The sequence below is a fragment of the Bradyrhizobium xenonodulans genome (genome assembly GCF_027594865.1).
Lineage (GTDB): Bacteria > Pseudomonadota > Alphaproteobacteria > Rhizobiales > Xanthobacteraceae > Bradyrhizobium > Bradyrhizobium xenonodulans.
In genome coordinates this window covers 3,128,525-3,144,338 of record NZ_CP089391.1, presented here as the reverse complement: position 1 = coordinate 3,144,338, position 15,814 = coordinate 3,128,525, and the positions used below count along the sequence as shown (strand labels likewise).

The 15,814-nt window shown below is 62.7% G+C and carries 18 protein-coding genes; 6 read left to right on the top strand and 12 right to left on the bottom strand.

Going from position 1 to position 15,814, the window contains the following annotated elements; translation table 11 throughout:
• Positions 1-2: 2 nt before the first annotated feature.
• From I3J27_RS14450 to I3J27_RS14415, 8 genes are all read right to left on the bottom strand, one after another.
• On the bottom strand, positions 3-2,951 hold the full coding sequence (locus tag I3J27_RS14450; protein ID WP_270170297.1) for a formate dehydrogenase subunit alpha: 2,949 nt from the start codon (positions 2,949-2,951) through the stop codon (positions 3-5).
• An 11-nt stretch (positions 2,952-2,962) separates the two neighbouring features.
• Positions 2,963-3,172 (bottom strand): twin-arginine translocation signal domain-containing protein, encoded by a 210-nt coding sequence (locus tag I3J27_RS14445; RefSeq protein ID WP_270170295.1) that lies wholly within the window; start codon positions 3,170-3,172, stop codon positions 2,963-2,965.
• A gap of 29 nt (positions 3,173-3,201) precedes the next feature.
• A complete protein-coding gene (locus I3J27_RS14440; RefSeq protein WP_270170293.1) occupies positions 3,202-3,993 on the bottom strand; it encodes a molecular chaperone TorD family protein in 792 nt (263 codons plus the stop codon).
• A 133-nt stretch (positions 3,994-4,126) separates the two neighbouring features.
• Positions 4,127-4,738, bottom strand: a complete 612-nt coding sequence (locus I3J27_RS14435) for a DUF3306 domain-containing protein (protein WP_270170291.1) — start codon at positions 4,736-4,738, stop codon at positions 4,127-4,129.
• Positions 4,731-5,246: a DUF3305 domain-containing protein gene (locus I3J27_RS14430; protein ID WP_370691955.1), complete on the bottom strand. Its 516-nt coding sequence runs from the start codon at positions 5,244-5,246 to the stop codon at positions 4,731-4,733. The genes I3J27_RS14435 and I3J27_RS14430 overlap by 8 nt, the downstream gene beginning before the upstream one ends.
• Positions 5,246-6,250: a DUF6352 family protein gene (locus I3J27_RS14425; RefSeq protein WP_270170289.1), complete on the bottom strand. Its 1,005-nt coding sequence runs from the start codon at positions 6,248-6,250 to the stop codon at positions 5,246-5,248. Before I3J27_RS14425 ends, I3J27_RS14430 begins: the two co-directional genes overlap by 1 nt.
• Positions 6,243-6,725: a DUF6505 family protein gene (locus I3J27_RS14420; protein WP_270172763.1), complete on the bottom strand. Its 483-nt coding sequence runs from the start codon at positions 6,723-6,725 to the stop codon at positions 6,243-6,245. The genes I3J27_RS14425 and I3J27_RS14420 overlap by 8 nt, the downstream gene beginning before the upstream one ends.
• An 8-nt stretch (positions 6,726-6,733) precedes the next feature.
• On the bottom strand, positions 6,734-7,459 hold the full coding sequence (locus I3J27_RS14415) for a biotin/lipoate--protein ligase family protein (RefSeq protein WP_270170287.1): 726 nt from the start codon (positions 7,457-7,459) through the stop codon (positions 6,734-6,736).
• Positions 7,460-7,637: 178 nt separating this feature from the next.
• On the opposite strand from I3J27_RS14415, the gene I3J27_RS14410 reads away from it, so the two are divergent.
• Positions 7,638-9,608 (top strand): 4Fe-4S binding protein, encoded by a 1,971-nt coding sequence (locus tag I3J27_RS14410; RefSeq protein ID WP_270172761.1) that lies wholly within the window; start codon positions 7,638-7,640, stop codon positions 9,606-9,608.
• Positions 9,609-9,643: 35 nt separating this feature from the next.
• Here I3J27_RS14410 and I3J27_RS14405 read toward each other — a convergent pair whose 3' ends face one another.
• Together I3J27_RS14405 and I3J27_RS14400 are read right to left on the bottom strand one after the other, a co-directional pair.
• Complete coding sequence (locus I3J27_RS14405; RefSeq protein ID WP_270170285.1) at positions 9,644-10,933, bottom strand: c-type cytochrome; 1,290 nt, start codon at positions 10,931-10,933, stop codon at positions 9,644-9,646.
• 75 nt (positions 10,934-11,008) lie between these two features.
• On the bottom strand, positions 11,009-11,269 hold the full coding sequence (locus I3J27_RS14400) for a hypothetical protein (RefSeq protein ID WP_270170283.1): 261 nt from the start codon (positions 11,267-11,269) through the stop codon (positions 11,009-11,011).
• A gap of 169 nt (positions 11,270-11,438) precedes the next feature.
• Here I3J27_RS14400 and I3J27_RS14395 point away from each other — a divergent pair, with 169 nt between their 5' ends.
• The 4 genes from I3J27_RS14395 to I3J27_RS14380 all read left to right on the top strand — a co-directional run bounded on the left by I3J27_RS14395 (position 11,439) and on the right by I3J27_RS14380 (position 13,362).
• Positions 11,439-11,675 carry a hypothetical protein gene (locus I3J27_RS14395; protein WP_270170281.1) on the top strand — a complete coding sequence of 79 codons (237 nt, stop codon included), beginning with the start codon at positions 11,439-11,441 and terminating at the stop codon, positions 11,673-11,675.
• Between the two features lie 102 nt (positions 11,676-11,777).
• Positions 11,778-11,900 (top strand): hypothetical protein, encoded by a 123-nt coding sequence (locus I3J27_RS14390; RefSeq protein ID WP_270170279.1) that lies wholly within the window; start codon positions 11,778-11,780, stop codon positions 11,898-11,900.
• Positions 11,901-12,054: 154 nt separating this feature from the next.
• Positions 12,055-12,486, top strand: coding sequence for a YybH family protein (locus I3J27_RS14385; RefSeq protein ID WP_270170277.1), 432 nt, complete (start codon positions 12,055-12,057; stop codon positions 12,484-12,486).
• A 138-nt stretch (positions 12,487-12,624) separates the two neighbouring features.
• Complete coding sequence (locus I3J27_RS14380; protein WP_370691979.1) at positions 12,625-13,362, top strand: class I SAM-dependent methyltransferase; 738 nt, start codon at positions 12,625-12,627, stop codon at positions 13,360-13,362.
• 282 nt (positions 13,363-13,644) lie between these two features.
• Here the strand turns inward: I3J27_RS14380 and I3J27_RS14375 are convergent, their stop codons facing one another.
• Both I3J27_RS14375 and I3J27_RS14370 read right to left on the bottom strand, forming a co-directional pair.
• A complete protein-coding gene (locus I3J27_RS14375) occupies positions 13,645-14,154 on the bottom strand; it encodes an Lrp/AsnC family transcriptional regulator (RefSeq protein ID WP_270170271.1) in 510 nt (169 codons plus the stop codon).
• 53 nt (positions 14,155-14,207) lie between these two features.
• Positions 14,208-14,522: a hypothetical protein gene (locus I3J27_RS14370; protein WP_270170269.1), complete on the bottom strand. Its 315-nt coding sequence runs from the start codon at positions 14,520-14,522 to the stop codon at positions 14,208-14,210.
• A 68-nt stretch (positions 14,523-14,590) separates the two neighbouring features.
• On the opposite strand from I3J27_RS14370, the gene I3J27_RS14365 reads away from it, so the two are divergent.
• Complete coding sequence (locus tag I3J27_RS14365) at positions 14,591-15,811, top strand: 3-methyl-2-oxobutanoate dehydrogenase (2-methylpropanoyl-transferring) subunit alpha (protein WP_270172758.1); 1,221 nt, start codon at positions 14,591-14,593, stop codon at positions 15,809-15,811.
• Positions 15,812-15,814: the final 3 nt, after the last annotated feature.

Here is a 15,814-nt window from a genome sequence, read left to right as displayed (position 1 = left end):
CCTTATGCCGCCGCGATCTGGCAAAGCGTGACCTTGGGTTCCTGCATGCCCGTCGCGGGATCATATCCGTAGGTGGTGATAGTGTTCGCGCTTTCGCCGAGCACGATCGGATCGGTCCCCTTCGGGTAGGCACCGCGAAGATCCTTGCCTCCCAGCCAGCCGCCGAAATGGAAGGGCATCCAGGCGACGCCCTTGCCGACGCGCTCGGTGACGAGCGCCTTCATCCTTGCCCTGGAATTGTTCTCCGCGCCCGTGACCCAGACCCAGCCGCCGTCCTTGACGCCGCGATCGGCGGCATCGGCAGGATTGATCTCGATGAACATGTCCTGCTGCAGTTCGGCAAGCCACGGATTGGTACGCGTCTCCTCGCCGCCGCCTTCATACTCGACCAGGCGGCCCGAAGAGAGAATGAGCGGGAACTGCTTTGCGATCCCCTTCTCCACGGCAGCCTTCTGCACCGAGAAGCCGATATTGGGCATGCGGAACTGCTTGGCATCGGGCAGCGTCGGATATTTTTCGACGAGGTCGACGCGTGGCGTGTAGATCGGCTCGCGATGGACCGGAATCGGATCAGGCAGGCCGAAGGCGTTCATGCGAGCCTTGCCATTGCCATAGGGCACGCAACCATGCTTAAGGGCTACCCGCTGGATGCCGCCCGAGAGATCGAGCGACCACGACACCGAATCCGGATTGGTCGGATTGACTTTCATGATGGTGGCCATCTCTGCTTCGGTGAGATCGGTGTCCCAGCCGAGCTTCTTCAGGCTCGCCAGCGTGAATTCGGGATAGCCGTCCTGAATCTCGGAATCCTTGGAGTGGGACTTGTCGGCGAGCATGCTGACCTTGCGCGTGGTCCCGTCTGGCAGCTTCTCCTCGCGCTCGATGCCGAAGCGTGGCCGGAACGTGCCGCCACCGTCCATCACCGCGAGATTGGTGTCGTAGAGCAGTGGCGTGCCCGGATGCCGGACTTCCGGCGAACCCCAGCACGGCCACGGCAGGCCGTAATAATCGCCACCGACCTCCGGATCGTCCTTGGGAGCGCGCATCGTCAGCATGTCGAACTTCGCCTGGTTCTTCATGTGTGCCTTGAGCCGCTCTGGCGATTGCCCGCAATAGCCGGTCGACCAGCTGCCGCGGTTCATCTCGCGCAGCACATCTTCTGCTTCAGGCAGGTTATTCTCGACCTTGATTTTCTTGAACATCGAGTCGGCGAAGCCGAGCTTCCTGGCCATCAGATAGATGACCTCGAGATCGTCCTTCGATTCGAAGATCGGTTTGACGATCTGCTCGCCCCATTGCAGCGAGCGGTTCGAGGCGACGCGCGATCCCTTGCATTCGAATTGCGTGGCCACCGGAAGAACGTAGACGCCATCCTTGCGGCCGGCCTCGACCGCAAGCGATGCCCAGGTCGTCGGATGCGGGTCGGCAATGACAAGCAGCTCCAGCGCCTTCAGGCCATTGAGAGACTCCGGAATGCGCGTGATGCTGTTGCTGGCGTGTCCCTGAACAAACACCGCCCGCACATTGTCCTTCTGCGCGACCTGGTCCTTCGGCAGCGTCACCGCCTCGAACCACCGGGTGAGCGGAATGCCGGGAGTTTCCATGATCTGCTTGGAATCGAAACGCGACTTCAAGAACTCGTAGTCGACCTCCCAGACCCGCGACCAGTGCTTCCACGCGCCCTCGGCAAGGCCGTAATAGAACGGCAACGTCACAATATCGAGCCCGACGTCGGTCGCGCCCTGCACATTGTCATGGCCGCGGAAGATGTTGGCGCCCATGCCAGGTCCGCCAACATTGCCAGTCAAGAGCAGCAGGATGCAGCTCGCCCGCACATTGGCGGTGCCGACCGTCTTCTGGGTCTGGCCCATGGCCCAGATCAACGTCGAGGGCTTCTCGGTGGCGAACATCTTGGCGACCAGCTTGAGCTGTTCGCTGGGAATGCCCGTGACGCGCTCGACCTCTTGCGGATTCCATTTCTCCACTTCCTTGCGGAGATCGTCGAAGCCGTAGACGCGTTGACTGATGAATTCCTTGTCCTCCCAGCCGTTCTGGAGGATGTGCCACATGATGCCGTAGAGCACCGGAATATCGGTCCCCGGACGCATTCGCACATATTCCGTAGCGTGTGCCGCGGTGCGCGTCATGCGCGGATCGATGACGATGAAGTTGGCCTTCTGCAGCTCCTTCCCCTCGAGCAGATGCTGCAACGAAACCGGATGCGCCTCCGCCGGATTGCCGCCCATGATCATCTGGGTCTTGGCATTGCGAATATCGTTGTAGCTGTTGGTCATCGCGCCGTAGCCCCAGGTATTGGCGACGCCGGTGACGGTGGTCGAATGGCAGATGCGTGCCTGATGGTCGGTGTTGTTGGTGCCCCAGAACGCCCCGAGCTTGCGGAACAGATATGCGCCTTCATTGGTCATCTTGGCCGATCCGAGCCAGTAGACGGAATCCGGTCCCGATTTTTCGCGAACCTCGAGGAACTTGTCGCCGATCTCGTTGATCGCGGTCTCCCAGGAGACGCGCGTCCATTGACCGTTCACGAGCTTCATCGGATAGCGCAAACGCCGCTCGCTGTGCACCAGCTCGCGTACGGAAGCTCCCTTCGCGCAATGAGATCCGCGATTGATCGGGGACTCCCAGCTCGGCTCCTGGCCGATCCAGACCCCGTTCAACACCTCCGCTGTCACGGTGCATCCGACCGAGCAATGCGTGCAGATGCTTTTCTTGACGGTGGCGCCGGCGGTCAGCGGACCCGCCATAGCCGCATCCGCCTTGCGCACGCCGGACACCGGCACGATCCCGAGTGCCGCGAGCGCGCCCCCCGCAATACCGGACCGGCGCAGGAAGGCGCGGCGGTCGAGACCGGTGCTCTGGCTTGCCAGGGTGTTCGCGACTGAGCCGCGGCGGTCGACTCCGGAATGCTCTTGTGTTCGCTTGATCAGCACGGCAGCCTCCCTCAGGCGGGATAGCGATTGACGCGGTAATAGGCCTTCACGTGATCGGATTCCTTGTAGCGTGCTTTACGCTTCTCATCGTTGTTCTCGCTGTCGGCTTGCACGGAGCCGACAATTGGCGTCGCCAGCGTGGCGCCAGCGCCCACCGTGCCGATGCCAACCTTGCGGAGGAAGTCGCGCCGTCCAACGACCGCTTTCTTTTCATCGCTCATCGCATCTCTCCCGGACCAGCCTGCGCTGGTCACTTGGCGAACGAGAAGCCTTGCCTCTCGATCTCGATAAACTGGCGGCCGAGCGTGCCGACCGCGCGATAGAAATTTGCGTTCGCCGCCTGTTCCATGTCGGCGAACAGACGTCCCATCCAGGGCGAAACGTGTTTTTCGAACAGCGCGCGCTGCGCTTCGAACGACACTTCCAAGCGGCCGTCAGCCATTCCTGCCATGATCTCGCAGAGGACAGCGGCGTGATCTTCAGGTTCGGAATTGTTCTCGGCGCGCTCGATGCCGAGCGCCGCAAGATCGGATCGCAAACGGGACAGCGGCCGTTCGTTGAGGAATCCAGTCAGGTAGTAAGAGGCGTAGGGCAGCAACTCACCGCGGCCGAGACCGACGAAAAGGTCAAAATATTCGCGCTCGATCTGACCCGCGTTCGCGCGTGCGGCGGCTTCCGCCAGGGCGGCGTGAGCCCGACCGAGCGGCGTCTCGTCTCCGTTCAGACCCGTAAGCCGATCGAGCAAGCTCTTGGACGGCGCAGCCGCGAGCAAGGCGGCGAGAAGGGCATATTCCTGCGCACGCGCGACATCGATCGGATCGACGCCGTCCAGCGAGACCGTGCGCTCGTGATGATGTTCAGGATAGAGATCAGGCCGGAGCTCGGCGCGGGGAACACCCGTTGCCAGTTCCACTGCAATCACCCGTTGCGCGGGTATCTCGCTCCAGTTTGAAACGGAGGGCTGGCTGATGCAGATTTTGCGCGCAAGCTGGGCCACGCCGCCTGCAGCGTCAATGGCCCGATCAAGTCCGGCATCACGCACATGGACCTCCGTTGCCCGAGACCCGAGTGACTGATTTATCGCTTTGCTAACAAAGCGCTAGAAGCGTAGACCCGGTTCCGCAGACGGTCAATCGCCGAGGCATAGGTGGAGGCTATAGCCTTTGGTCGAAAGACTAGCCGGGCAACGCACTGCCATGTGTGCGGCGCCGTACGGGAGCCGCTTCGACATCTGTGATTGGCGGCGATGCAGCGGGACCCGCGATCTCCCGGCCTTGATCCGGCTCCTCTGTAAGCACGGCAACGTGCGCAACGTCCGGAGCTGGGATCGTATCCGAGGACTGTTGCGACTGCGTCGGAGCGTCAGCCAAGGTTTCCGCGGCGCGATGCACACCGCCGACGATCCGGTCGACCAGGGCGGCAAGCTCAGCCTGCGAACAATCCAGCGGCCCAAACCCAGGCATGGCGTTCGGATCGGTGAAGTCCCAGGCGTTCTCCGCAAGGCCCACGAAATCGCGGATCGCCGGATCGGCCGTCCAGGCGCGGCGAAGAGCGGCGCGGGTCAATTCCCGCGGAATACCTTCGCGCAGAAATGCGGTAATGTCGGTCATCGCCGTGATTGAATCGATGGACGGCAGACTCGCAAGATCGACTTCGGAGGCGCCCTCGGCCGCCGTGGATGGCGCAGGGGTCTCGCTGGCAGGCTTGCCCGTTTGCGGAGCCGGAACGCTCGACTCTGCCTCGCGCTTGCGGCGCGACCAGCGCGCGAGGAATTCTTCCTTAGTCATTCTTGCCCCCTTCGTGCCGCCCACGCGCGAGGGCCTCGGGATTGGCGCGCCGTCGCTCGCGTTTGACGAACTCTCTCTCGACGTGGTGTTCGGCGATAAAGCTTTCAATCACCTCGCGCACCGCCTCGGGCATCGGTACGGCTTCAACCAGATTGTCAGCGGCCTCGGTAAATCCCTCTCCTTCCGCGGGATCGGCGGTCGCGGCGGCGATCGCATAAGGCCAGGGCCCCCCGGATGGGCTCAAGACCACCCAGATGCTCGGCGCGCCGGAGGCAACATTGTCGCGGTAACGCGCGGTTTCCGACACGTACAGATCAACCGTTGCGCTGCCGGCATAGAACCAGGTCGTGCCGCCCTGTTCGCGCAAGATTGTCCAGGGCTTGGTGTCCGGTTTGTCAGGCAACACGGCGGCGCTCCGCCAGATAAAATCCCCCCAGGGCGATGCCATCTTGCGCCGTTCGACGACGATGCCGACGGGGATACGCAGGATTGGCAGGGTAGCGCTCATCAGATGGCCTCCCCGCGCCTGATCGGCAGTCCCATCAGCAGATTCTGCGGCTTCATGCGAAGTTTCTGATCGGCTGTCATCGCCAGGATCAGATAGACCGGCTCGCCCCGCAGGGTCTCCATGGCGAGGCCAGCATCCGCAAAGGTCAGGCGAAACAGCGAGAGCACTTGCCCTGCGCTGGGCTCGTCGAGCTCCTCGCCGTGCCAAAGCCGATCGCCCATATTGGTGGCCTCAGCGTCCAATCCAACATACCAAGTCAGTCTCGCCTCACGCAGTTCCGTCAGCGGTTCAACGGCAACGTCGATCCCAAGCAAATGGGAAACCCAGCGTGCCATCGCCTGCGCCAGCGCGTGGGGCCCTCGTCCGCCCGCGGTAAGATCGAGGGCCAAATCGAACCGGTCGCTGCGTTCCCAATAGGTCTCGGCGTTGTCCTCGCTCAACACATCGAGCTGGGCGTCCGTCTTGGTGGCCAGCATCGAGATCAGCGACAACACAGGCGTCGGGCTGCGACCGCCGACGACCTCTTCATCGCCAAGCAGCAAGGCCCGTTCATGCGGAAGGATCCGCTGCGGCCGGAAGAACAGCTCGGCGGCGCGCAGCACGAACGGATCGTCGTTGCCGTCGAGGGCATTGCGCAGGATCACCTGCACGAGCTGATTGATGAACAGCGGCGGCAGATTGTCTGACCACGAGTGCAGGGCTGCGAGATAGGCGGCTTCGAGCGTTCGGTGCCGCAACATGAGATCGCGAAACCCGAGCACGAAGCGCCAGTTCTCCCGCGCGTCCTCATCGGCGATCGCTGCGACCTCGTCCGCTCCGACCGGCTGGCGCGGATCGGCAAGCATCTCGCGATGCAGTGTTCGTTCGACCGGACACGCGTCCTTCGGCGGCATCAGCTCGGGGCGGGCAAAATATGCCTTCAGGAATTCGTCGGTTACGCGAAGCCCGCCGCTCTCGTCGCGATCGAGCAGATGATGGCCGCATGCGATCCAGAAATCACTCATCCTCGACTTCCATGAAGGAGAATGCCTTGCCATGCCGCTGCCCTTCCCGCAGTTGCAGCTTGCGGAAGGCCTCGTGGACTTCGCCATCACGCGCCGAACGGTGGACCGCAATGAGCGAACTGATCGGGTGCGAGCAGAGCGATTGCGCAAAGGTGACTTCCTCTTCCGCAGCGATCCTCGCAATTGCCATGTCCGGGGCACCGAACCGATCAACGAGTTGTCTGGCAAGGACTTCGATCAGCGCTCGGCAATCGTCCTCGGTCGCCGGAACAATCTGCGCCAGCGTCGACCATCCCCAGGATTGCACGCCGAGAAAGCCGCTGCGGAAGGCGGAGCGCGCCTTTCCGCCCAGCGTCCCCGGATCATGATCGCAGAAGCGGAACGCGCCGGAGACCGCCCATTCGCCTGAGATTGCCGGCGCGTCGAACACGAAGGTATCGGAGGCATCGAGCGCGATGGTGCGCAGGAGTTTCACAGCGTTTTTCACGACCTTGGCCCTCCGAGATCAGGATCGAGCCAGGATGGCGCGGCGAGCACTTTAACAAGGTCTGCCCGCTCAGTCGTGTCACTGCCGATGCGGCGCGTGAGCAGATCGCCGCGATCATCGATGTGCCGAACCGTTTGCCGCTCGCGAGGTATCCGGCTGAGATAGTCGCGCGCGACGCTGTCAAATCCATCGGCCTGCCAGCTGTCGATCACCCGCATCAAGTGCCGGGCAAAGCTCTCCGTCAACTGTATTGCGCCGGCTTCACCAAACCCTTCCTCATCCAGGGCAGAGACGAGCGGGTAAACACCGGGATCGTGCTCGTTCATCATGACTGTCCGGATCATGGCCCCGAATACGAGCCAAGGCGGCGACTCATCCTCGTCCGCGGATGCGGGCCAACCCAGCCGTCCCCCTCCGACCAGCCCTCCGTCAATTCTCACCGCATCGGGCCAGCCGACCGCAACCTCCTTGGCCGGCGGGGCATAGGCGCGCAGGGCGTCTGTCAGAGCCACCATACCGGCGTAAAAGGCGCGGCGCGCAGTGACCAGCGGCTCGGCCGGCTCCAGCACCACCGCGAACTCGGCGAGGTCGAACCGTCCAACATAGACCAGCGTGCCGGCGCCACTCTCGGGTGCAATGCGGCATGCATGGGCAAATGCGTCTCCGCTCTCGCGCAATCGGACCAAAGTAAAGAGCGGCGGCAGCTGGATCGGCTCCGCCATGGAAACGTGGCTGGTTGGGATCGACCGCAGGCCGTCCTCCACTTTGCCCTTTTTCCCGATTGACAATATTTATACGAAGCAAAGGATGAACGCGAGCCCGCCATTCGTCGCCTTCTCGGGAGGGATGAACCTGGAGCAGCCAGCGAAGACCATCCTGATTTGCTCGTGCGAAGACACGATGCGGCTCGATATCGCTGCCATCAAGCGCGGATGCGGCCACAGCGACGTCAAAACCTTTCGTCACCTGTGCGGCGCCGAGCTCGACCACTTTCGCGCGGCCGCGAAGGCAGAGGCTCCTCTGACCGTTGCCTGCACGTATCAGCAATCCTTGTTTGCGGAGGAAGCCGGCGAGCGTTCCGCGCCCGTCGCTTTCGTGAACATTCGCGAGACGGCAGGGTGGTCGACCGAAGGCGCGCAAGCGGGCCCCAAGATGGCAGCGCTGCTCGCAGCGAGCGCCGTGCAAGCGCCCGACTATCCTCTGGTCACGCTCGGGAGCGACGGGGTCATCCTGATCTATGGCCGGGACGAGGCGGCGATCGAGGCCGGGCGGCTGCTTTCGGATCACCTCGATGTGACGGTGATGCTGAGGGAGCCGGGCGAGATCGTTTCCCCCTTAGCAACGCCCTTCCCTGTCGTGAAGGGAACGATCCGTAACGCCAGGGGACATTTTGGCGCTTTCGAGCTCATGATCGACGACTACGCTCGCCCGCATCCCTCCTCGCGCGATCATTACGTCTTTGAACCTCCACGCCACGGCGTGACCTCGCGTTGCGACATCGTCCTTGACCTATCGGGAGAGAGACCGCTATTCCCAGCGCATGATCTGCGCGACGGTTACCTGCGGGCCGATCCCAAGGACCTCGCCGCCATGCTCCGCGCCGTTCTGAGCGCGCGCGATCTCGTCGGACGTTTCGACAAGCCCAAATATATCGAGTTCACGCCCGATCTTTGCGCCCATTCGCGCTCGAATCTGACTGGCTGCCATCGCTGCCTCGATCTGTGTCCCACGAATGCGATCACACCGGCCGGCAATCACGTTGCCATCGATGCCGAGATTTGCGCGGGCTGCGGCCAATGTGCCGCCGCCTGTCCGACGGGCGCGGCGTCCTACGCGTTGCCGCCCGCGGACATCCAGCTTCACACCATCCGCGCCACGCTACTCGCCTATCATCAGGCGGGTGGATCGAACCCTGTCCTGTTGCTGCACGATGGCCAGCACGGCACGCCTTTGATCGACGCGATTGCGCGGCACGGGAATGGCCTGCCTGCCGAGGTCATCCCCCTCGCCGTCAACGAGGTCACGCAGGTCGGGCTTGAGTCTGTGATCGGCGCCTTTGCCTACGGAGCGGCCGCGTTCCGGTTTTTGCTCCGCGGCAAGCAACGGCATGACGTGACGGGACTCACCTGGACGATCCACATGGCAGAGACCATTCTTGCGGGCCTCGGATTTGAAGGGCGCCGGGTGGCTGCGATCGAAACCGACGATCCGGATTCATTGCTGAAGCAGTTGGCAGGCATCGAGAGACTTGCTGCGGTGAAGTCCCTTGCGACGTTCAAGACCGTCGGCAAGCGGCGCGACCTGCTTCGCTTCGCGTTGAACGAACTGCATCGCCTCGCGCCGAAGCCGGTCGACGTCATTGCCCTGCCCCAGGGCGCTCCGATTGGCGCGGTGGAGGTTGAGACCGGAGGATGCACGCTGTGCCTGTCCTGCGTTTCCGTCTGCCCGACCGGCGCGCTCCGCGACGATCCTGACCGCCCGATGCTCAAGTTCGTCGAAGATGCCTGCGTGCAATGCGGCCTCTGCCAGAGCACCTGTCCCGAGAAGGTCATCACGCTGAAGCCCCAGATCGATTTCCGCGCGGGCCGCGCGCCCGCGATTGTGATCAAGGAGGAGGAGCCTGCGCTCTGCATCCGCTGCGGCACGGCGTTCGGCGTGAAGAGCACGATTGACCGCATCGCGGCCAAGCTCGAGGGCCGTCATTGGATGTATCCGGCTGGCGACAGGCGCCTGGACGCCATCAGGATGTGTGCGGATTGCCGCGTGATCGCTATGAGTGAACAGCAGTTCGATCCGTTTGAGGGCGTGCCGGAACGCGCGCCGCCCCGAACCACCGAGGATTATTTGCGCCGGCCGGACAGCAAGACCTGAGCGCGAACGTTCCTCGTTAGCGTTGGGGTCCTCACCTATTGCGACGTCGCCCGGGCCAGGAAGTCGGTCAATGCGCGACGGTCCTCGGCCGATCCGATACGCTGCTCCGGCATCTTCGTTCCCGGCGTGTAGGCGTTGGGCCCGACCTCAAACAGTTTTGCGACGGTCTCCGGGGTCCAGACGATATCCATTGTCTTGAGGGCATCGGAAAATCGATAGCCGGGGAGCGAGGCGATTTTCCGTCCGAACAATCCGGCAAGGGTCGGCCCTGCGCGTTGCGCGTCCTTGGCCGACAACGTGTGACAGGCAACGCAGGCGCGAAAGACATCGGCGCCATGATCGCCCGCATAAGCGGCCAGCGGATCCGCTGATGTCCCGAACGAGTTCGAATCGACCGGCTCACCACTGTGCACATTCCAGCGCCGGATCTTTCCGTCCGTGCCGCCGGTCACGAGTGTTGCTGCATCATGCAGGAACACAACCGACCAGACCGCGAAACCGGGTCCCACCAGCGTCCGCAACACACTGCGCGACTTGCGCTCGATGATGGCAACCGTGCCGGCGATACCGGCGGCGGCGATCAGCACTCCGTCATCGGAAAGCGCCAACGCGACGATCGGTGACGGGCCTGCGGCCACCTCGCCCGCCGGCTCTCCGTCCGTCGTCAGCACGCGCAGCATGCCGTCCGCCCCTCCCGCGACGATCTCGCCATCGGGCGCGATGACGACAGTATTCAATGGCGCCGGCAATGCCACCGTTTCAGGCCGGCCCTCCGGCAAGCGCCAGATGCACAACGCACCATCATAGCCGACGCTCACGAGCGACATGCCGTCCGGAGCGAAGGCGACACCATTCACATTCTGTGCGTGACCTTCGAACGCGCGGGACGCTCCATCGGCCAGGGACCAGAGCCGGACGCTGTGGTCCCACGAAGCCGAGGCGAGCGTCGATCCGTCCGGCGAGACGGCAAGCGCGACGACGGGACCGGTATGGCCCTCCAGGAGTTGATCGGGCTGCTGGCGGCCTGCCGTCCACACCGCAATCCGGGCGTCCGTCCCCGTGGTGATCATGCGACCATCTTTCAGGAAGGCAACAGCATTGACGGCATCCGCATGATACCGCAGCACCTCGCTCGCCGCGTCGAACTTTAGCGACCAGCGGATGGCGGACGTGTCGAAGCTGCCGGACAACAGGCTGTTGCCATCAGCCGAAACGGCGAGCGCCCGGACGGGGCCGCCGTGACCCGCAAGCTGCGCGTGCGCCGCTGACGCAATAACAATCTCCAGGAGGGCTGCGGCGGCCCGGGCGCAGGAAGCCCATCCCATCAATCTCTGCCGGCCATGGTCACGTCGATACGATACCCTCAAGAATGCCCGAAATAAATGTCCGCGGCGCCACGTCTACTTCTGCGGTGCCACGACCTTCTTGGACGAGCCCTCGGGCGCCGCCTGCATCCCGGGCGGGCTCTGGCCTTGCGGGCTTTCGGCGGGCGCGCCGCCCGAACCTGTATTGATCGGGCCGGTCCAACCCTGTGGCTGCGGTTGGCCCTTCTCTTCGGGACGGGTCTGTGCCGCAGGCGCCCCTGTCTGTCCGGACTGCGCAAACGCGCTATCGAAGACCACGACCGCTGCCAGGCATAGGATGGATGTCAGTGCCTTCACGGCGAATCCTCCTTTGGAGCCCAAGCTTCAACGAGGACGGATCGATATCTGTTCCCGAGCGCGTACTGCGTCAGTTCGCCCATCGTCGGCCTTCTTCCCTTGAATGGCGGCGGCACGAGTTCTAGCTTTGGTTGGTCACGTCTTTGCTCGTCATGTCAAGGAAGACGACATGCAGGGGCAGTCGAGGCCATTGCTGCGGGTGATCTCATGGCTCCGCGCCGTGCGCGTGCTCTTGATTGCCCCGGATCCGGCGACACGAGAAACCTCGCCTCTTCTCATCCTCGCGGTCACCGCGCTAGCGCTGCTGCTCGCCATATTGGAAGTGGACCTGCACGGCGCCGACCTTCAATCGTTGGGCTTGATGGGCGATGCATTTCCAATCGATCCGGTTTTTAAGAGCCCTTAGAGCCGGCAGGAACGGCGGGCGAACGTTATATCGTCCGACACAGTTGCTCCCAGCAAGCGGAATCGTAAGATGCGTGCGGCTTGTAAGTGATGGAGTTTGCGCATGAAGGCATTTCTGCTCGGCTGCACTGCGGCCATTGTCATCGCGTTTGCCGCAATGGCAATCTTGGATCAGGTGCAGCAGCCCGTCGCCCAGGCATTTGCTACAACCGGTGTGCGTCTGTAGGGCGCCTGCCGCAAGAGGCGCCGGGGCGACTCGCTCGATGCTCGGCCACTATTTCGATGGGAGGGGCGCGCACTCGGATGACCGCGCGACAACGTATCCACTTCGACTTCGGGTCAATTGCGGCCCTGCATTCGCATCTACATCAGAATTGGAGATGATCATGCACAGCATAGCACTGGTTATTGCATTCGTGATCTCGTTGACCGTCCCGGCCTTGGCTCAGAAGGCCGAAATTGAAGCGATCAACGCCAAATGGATTGAAATGTTCAACAAGGGCGACTTCTCCGGGATCGGCTCACTCTACAGCACGGATGCGACCGCGTTTCCGCCCGGATCTGCGATGGTGCAGGGCCGAGCAGCCATTGAGACCATGTGGAAGGGCATGGCGGAGCAAGTTGGCGATCCGAAGCTCACAACGGTTGACGTTAAGCCGCTTGGCCCTTCCGCGGCGCGCGAGATCGGAACGTTCGTGCTGAAGACCAAGGGATCGACACCGCAGGAAGTGGCTGGAAAATATGTCGTGGTTTGGGAAAAGGTCGGAAATGACTGGAAGCTCGCCACCGACATCTGGAACGACGGCAAGTAAGAGCGTTAGCAAGCCTGCTTCGCACCAAAAGCTGCCGATCCTCGCAACACTGCTTCGCCGGCGTGGGAAGGGATCACCGTGGACCGAGGTCTCTCCCAAAGTGGACGGCCACGCCTGATACTTGGCGGACCCACGATGATGCTGCTCCGCATCGTGACGCTTGTCGCAGTGCTGGGCTCAACTGGCGTATGCGCCGCTGACATCGGTTATCTGGCCCCTCCAGGAGTCCCTGCAAAGGACTTCCCCCCAATCCGGCGTCCGGTTGCGCCGATCGCCAGCCTAAGCAGCTCCGCCGACGAGCACCGCGATTTCCTGAATGAGGTCGGCGAGGTTGCGCGGCTTCTTGAGCTGAAACCAGGCATGATGGTCGGCGATATCGGTGTAGGCAGCGGCTACTACACGCTCCGCCTCTCAAGCATCGTCGGCCCAAGCGGTTTCGTCGTCGCCCAAGATATCATGCGGGACTACGTCATCGCGCTCAGCAAGCGCACAGAACGACTGGGGCTGACAAACATCATATTCGCGATAGGCGAACCACACGACCCCCGCCTGCCCGCTTCCTCGTTGGATGCCGCCATCCTCGCCCACATGTACCATGAGGTCACTCAACCCTATGCCTTCCTCTATAATCTCGTGCCCGCCTTGAAGCCGGGCGCGCGGATCGGAGTTGTCGACTTCGAGCGTCCGACCTCAAGGCATGGCACTCCGATTGCGCTGTTGCGTTGCGAATTGACCGCCGTTGGCTACAGAGAGATCGCCACATATCAGCTTGCAGGTGATGGCGGATACTTGGCGGTGTTCGTCCCACCTCAGATCGTGGATCGAAATACTCCCCGCGATATCGTTACCTGCACGGATCGAGCCGGCTCTCGCTGATCATCGTTATCGGAGGCAGGCGCACAGCCCGCCTCGGCATCCTGAATCAGTGATGGCACGGTTTGAGATTCGTCCCCGCTCGAACTTACAGCCGCTGTTGCCGGCAGATTCCGTCTAGGTGATCGTCAAGAAGCACGGGCGCTGGGGAGTTCTGGTGCGATCGAGCTATGTCGGCATCATCGGCAAGAAGACCACCTTCTGACGACGCCGCACGTTTTCAACCCGAACGCAAGGAGAGGACGCCCCCCCGATGACCTCTTCTCATTGCTGCGGCGCATTTACCTAGACCTGCACCGAGGTCAGCTTTTTCAGGCAACGCAGCGCAAATGATGACCGGCTGTGGCGGATGCCCGGGATGCGGTAGAGCTTTTCGCGCAGAAAGCGTTCGTAGCCGGCGGTGCTTTCGACGGCGACCTTTACGACGTAATCATAGTCGCCGGTGGTGAGGTAAGCCTCGATCACCTCCGGCAAGTTCGTGAGCAATTGGCCGAAACGTTCGAGCATCTCCTCGTCGTGACGATCGAGCGTCAGCTCTATGATGACCGTTTCAGGAAGGCCAAGCTTGTCCTGATTGAGCAGCGCGACGTAACCATCGATATAGCCCTGCGTCTCGAGACGCTTCAGCCTGTTCCAGCACGGCGTGGTGGAGAGCCCGATCTTGTCGGCGAGCTGAGCCGTCGTCAGGCGCGCATCCTGCTGCAAGGCACGCAGGATCTTGCGATCGATCTCGTCGAGCCGCAGCGCGTCCTTGCGCGGAGCCTTGATCGCCCTTGAGGCACGCCCAAGCGCCATACCAAGAACTCCATTCTGGTCTTACGGTCGATAAGTAGAATATTCGTACCGCATTAGCATGCTATACCCAGTTCAAAAGAACAACAGTCCTGAAAATTGCGAGTACGATATACTGACAAAACGAGATGCATGCGGTGTTTCTTCTCGAACTCCAGACCAGCGATATGCATGCCGCACTCGGCCGCTTGCTCGACCAGACGCGGGTCGCGGGGCTCCCGCTTGCCGCCGTCAGCACTCGGGCGGAAGCGAACGCGTGCCACATATCGGCTTCCATAGACATCGATGACCGCGACATCATCGACCGGCTCGTTCGCCGCGTTGGGGCGTTGTTCTGCATCGATGCAATCGAGGTGAGAGGTGAATGCCAATGCGAGAGCCCAACCTCACGCGTGGCCCCCTGATCCCGCAGGGCGAGTCGGTTCAATCCACGGAGCCTATGCGGCTGAAGCTGCATGTGCCGGAGCCCGCGGTGCGCCCGGGCGGCACGCCCGATTTCTCGAACATCCGCATCCCACGCGCAGGTCAGGTCGATCGTCCCGACATCGAAGTGGACGCCGAGGCCATACGCGACCTCGCCTTTTCCGTCATCCGCGTGCTCAATCGCGACGGCGAAGCCGTCGGCCCTTGGGCGGGCGCGCTCTCCGACAGTGAACTGCTCGAAGGCCTGCGTCACATGATGACGTTGCGCGCTTTCGATGCCCGCATGCAGATGGCGCAGCGCCAGGGCAAGACGTCTTTTTACATGCAGCACCTGGGCGAGGAAGCCGTCAGTTGCGCCTTCCGCAACGCACTTTCGCCAGGCGACATGAATTTTCCGACCTACCGCCAGGCCGGCCTCCTGATCGCCGGCGGCTACTCCCTGATCGAGATGGCCTGCCAGATCTACTCGAACACGCACGATCCCCTGAAGGGACGCCAGCTGCCCGTGATGTATTCCTCCAAGGAGCATGGCTTCTTCTCGATCTCGGGCAATCTCGCCACCCAGTATATCCAGGCGGTCGGCTGGGCGATGGCATCTGCGATCAAGAACGACACCCGGATCGCAGTCGGCTGGATCGGCGACGGCGCGACCGCTGAGTCCGACTTCCATGCCGCGCTGGTGTTCGCGTCGACCTATCGCGCGCCCGTGGTGCTCAACATCGTCAACAATCAATGGGCCATTTCGACCTTCCAGGGCATCGCGCGCGGCGGCTCCGGCACCTTCGCGGCGCGCGGCCTCGGCTTCGGCATTCCGGCGCTGCGCGTCGACGGCAACGACTATCTTGCGGTGCATGCGGTGGCGAAATGGGCCTGCGAGCGCGCACGCCGCAATCTCGGACCGACCCTGATCGAGCACGTCACTTATCGGGTCGGCTCGCATTCCAGCTCCGATGATCCCGCGGGCTATCGGCCGAAGACGGAGTCCGACGCCTGGCCGCTCGGCGATCCCGTGATCCGGCTGAAGAACCATTTGATCGTGCGCGGCGCCTGGTCGGACAAGCGGCACAGGCAGACCGAAGCCGAGATCATGGACACCGTGATCGCGGCGCAGAAGGAGGCGGAGAGCCACGGCACGCTGCATTCCCCTAAGCATGCCTCTGCGCGCGACATGTTCGATGGCGTGTTTTCGCAAATGCCGCCGCATCTGCGCCGGCAGCGCCAAGAATCGGGAGTCTGAACC

Coding starts and splice junctions, on each gene's coding strand:
- I3J27_RS14410 (WP_270172761.1), top strand. CDS start 7,638: ATGCGGCTCGATATCGCTGCCATCAAGCGCGGATGCGGCCACAGCGAC.
- I3J27_RS14425 (WP_270170289.1), bottom strand. CDS start 6,250: ATGAGTGATTTCTGGATCGCATGCGGCCATCATCTGCTCGATCGCGAC.
- I3J27_RS14390 (WP_270170279.1), top strand. CDS start 11,778: ATGAAGGCATTTCTGCTCGGCTGCACTGCGGCCATTGTCATCGCGTTT.
- I3J27_RS14405 (WP_270170285.1), bottom strand. CDS start 10,933: ATGGGATGGGCTTCCTGCGCCCGGGCCGCCGCAGCCCTCCTGGAGATT.
- I3J27_RS14385 (WP_270170277.1), top strand. CDS start 12,055: ATGATCATGCACAGCATAGCACTGGTTATTGCATTCGTGATCTCGTTG.
- I3J27_RS14395 (WP_270170281.1), top strand. CDS start 11,439: ATGCAGGGGCAGTCGAGGCCATTGCTGCGGGTGATCTCATGGCTCCGC.
- I3J27_RS14445 (WP_270170295.1), bottom strand. CDS start 3,172: ATGAGCGATGAAAAGAAAGCGGTCGTTGGACGGCGCGACTTCCTCCGC.
- I3J27_RS14380 (WP_370691979.1), top strand. CDS start 12,625: ATGCTGCTCCGCATCGTGACGCTTGTCGCAGTGCTGGGCTCAACTGGC.
- I3J27_RS14415 (WP_270170287.1), bottom strand. CDS start 7,459: ATGGCGGAGCCGATCCAGCTGCCGCCGCTCTTTACTTTGGTCCGATTG.
- I3J27_RS14430 (WP_370691955.1), bottom strand. CDS start 5,246: ATGAGCGCTACCCTGCCAATCCTGCGTATCCCCGTCGGCATCGTCGTC.
- I3J27_RS14435 (WP_270170291.1), bottom strand. CDS start 4,738: ATGACTAAGGAAGAATTCCTCGCGCGCTGGTCGCGCCGCAAGCGCGAG.
- I3J27_RS14365 (WP_270172758.1), top strand. CDS start 14,591: ATGCGGCTGAAGCTGCATGTGCCGGAGCCCGCGGTGCGCCCGGGCGGC.
- I3J27_RS14375 (WP_270170271.1), bottom strand. CDS start 14,154: ATGGCGCTTGGGCGTGCCTCAAGGGCGATCAAGGCTCCGCGCAAGGAC.